General features: G+C 32.2%; 3 protein-coding genes. All 3 read left to right on the top strand.

Annotation, left to right across the window (positions count from 1 at the left end; genetic code table 11):
- The first annotated feature begins 111 nt into the window (after positions 1 to 111).
- The 3 genes from ACR65M_RS26720 to ACR65M_RS26710 all read left to right on the top strand — a co-directional run bounded on the left by ACR65M_RS26720 (position 112) and on the right by ACR65M_RS26710 (position 1,869).
- Positions 112 to 1,224, top strand: coding sequence for a glycosyltransferase family 4 protein (locus ACR65M_RS26720; RefSeq protein ID WP_440274920.1), 1,113 nt, complete (start codon positions 112 to 114; stop codon positions 1,222 to 1,224).
- A 246-nt stretch (positions 1,225 to 1,470) separates the two neighbouring features.
- Positions 1,471 to 1,632, top strand: coding sequence for a hypothetical protein (locus ACR65M_RS26715; protein ID WP_440274919.1), 162 nt, complete (start codon positions 1,471 to 1,473; stop codon positions 1,630 to 1,632).
- A 42-nt stretch (positions 1,633 to 1,674) separates the two neighbouring features.
- Positions 1,675 to 1,869: a hypothetical protein gene (locus ACR65M_RS26710; protein WP_440274918.1), complete on the top strand. Its 195-nt coding sequence runs from the start codon at positions 1,675 to 1,677 to the stop codon at positions 1,867 to 1,869.
- Positions 1,870 to 2,291: the final 422 nt, after the last annotated feature.

Below are 2,291 nucleotides of genomic sequence, written 5' to 3'. Positions count from 1 at the left end.
TAAACTTTTTTATGAAGGCTACCAAGCGAAAGCGCGGTAGAAAAATCTGTGTCTATTTTCTTGACATAGTATCAAAATTTTACAACAGGTATCATTATCAAAATATCTTTTATGATTATGCTTTTAAAATCATCATTAAAAAAAGGAAAGAAGGTTGATACATTGAAAATACTATTTACTTTTCACCTTGGTACTGGCGGCATTGTCACATTAAATTTACAACGCTTTCAAGCTCTACAAAGCAAAGACTTCGATTGTCATTTTTTATATTTAACAGGTGGTGCTGGTATTAAAAACATGAAAGGGACAAAAACATTCATTACAAATGACGATGAGAAAATTAAGGAAATCATTGAAAGGGAACAATATGATTTGGTGGTCGTTATACTAGATTATTTGTTTGTTTTAAGATTACGTCGTTTAGGTTATAACGGGAAGCTCATTTACGATATACAAGGGTTTGGGACAGAAATTAATAATTTATTAGAACTTGCCAAAAAACATATTATTGGACAGGTAGATGGTATCATGTTTCCACGAACACCCCATTTACAAAATCTAATTGACTTTCACTTTCCCTCAGTACAAAAATTTAGCTTTCATAATTGCATTAATACAACTTCCTTTACGTATCTCCAACTTCCAAAACCGCAAAAAACAATAATTGGTTGGGTTGGAAGAATTGAACCCAATAAAAATTGGAAACTATTTTTACAACTTGGTGCTGAACTAATCAGGGATAATCAATCTATTGAGCTTTGGATGTTTGAAGATCCAACAACGGCAGATAAATTAGAAAGGATTCGCTTTAAAAAATGGCTAGAAAAATTAAATTTAAAAAAACACCTCCTTTCGCACTACAATATTTCTTATGATAAAATGCCAGAATATTACTCGATGATTGGAGAATCGGGAGGTTTTCTATGCTCAACCTCCAAAAAAGAAGGATTTGGCTATGCGGTTATTGAGGCCATGAGTTGTAATTGCCCAGTTCTTTGTACGGATTCAGATGGAATTAAGAGCTTTGTACATCATAATAAAACAGGAAAAATTATGCCACATGATGATTTACAAACTGTGGTATTAGAAGCTAAAGAACTACTCTACAATGAGGATTTGAGAAATCGATTAAGGAAAGAAGCTTTCCTATATGTAAATAAAAAATTTAATCCACTCGTCTATAAAGAAAATTTTCTTAATATGCTTACTACCATTGGATTGTGAACAATTAAATCAATATTTCTTACATCAATATGCCAATTCCCCCCTTTCCAGTAATAACTATCAGCTTATTAAATAATATATTTTTTATAAAGATAGGATTTTAATTTTCGAATAGGATATTGACCTATTTTTAAATATTTTTTATAAAATTAATATTTTAGTCCAACCCATATATACGGTAATAGCATATAAAATCTAAGAAGGATTTTTTATCCTTTTATTAAAATAAAAGGAGGGATTATGGTAATGGCTCAAACATTACAGGAATGTCAACAAAAGCTAGCGGAAACACAGGCAAATATAGTAGAAACAAACAATAATATTGTGGAATGTAGAGTTAAACGAGAAGATGTACGAAATGACCTAAGAGATTGCCGCGATAATTTACGTGAATGTCGAGGGGCATAGACCATGAACTAAATTTATTATAATTGAAAAGGAGGAATAACATTGGCTCATACTTTCGAGCATTGTCGAGAAGAACTAAGAGCTGCCCGTGCTGAGCTTAGGGTAAGAAGAAATGAACTTAGAGAATGTAGAGATGATTTACGAACAGCACGTCAAGAAAGAGAAGAATGTCGTGATGAACTAAGAGAATGCAGAAACCCATACGTCCTTGCAACAATTCAGAATCTTAATCAATAAAGGCTTTTACTTTTTTAAACTTTTATAAAAGAGTGTCCAGCCTAGCTTTTAGTGCACATTCAATATCCGTAATTTTTTTAAAAAAAGAAGGTTGACGCCAAAAAGTTGTACTTTTTGGCGTCAACCGCTTTTTTACTAGTCTTTCCTTTTTAGTTTTTTTCCACATCCACAACCACCGGATTTAGTAATTGATACCGGTTTTTTTTGGCTCGTGTGGACTTGCACCTTTTCAGCCCTTTGTGTATTCCCAGGTTGATTAACGGCAGTACCTGAGTACTTAAAGTTCCGTCTTTTCTTTTTCAAATTATCTTCTCCCTTCTTTGTTCTTAACGTATTTAAAAGACGTCTATAAATGCTAACCTAAGAATGTACAAAAGTGATTGTTTAAATATGTACACTTTTGACGAATTTTCTGCATAATA

The organism is Ferdinandcohnia sp. SAFN-114 (assembly GCF_059415045.1).
The sequence above is the reverse complement of the archived record's forward strand: the minus strand, read 5'-3'. Positions and strand labels throughout refer to the sequence as shown.

What these genes read in the sequence shown, in the direction of transcription:
- ACR65M_RS26720 (WP_440274920.1), top strand. Translation starts at nt 112, where the DNA reads ATGATTATGCTTTTAAAATCATCATTAAAAAAAGGAAAGAAGGTTGAT.
- ACR65M_RS26715 (WP_440274919.1), top strand. Translation starts at nt 1,471, where the DNA reads ATGGCTCAAACATTACAGGAATGTCAACAAAAGCTAGCGGAAACACAG.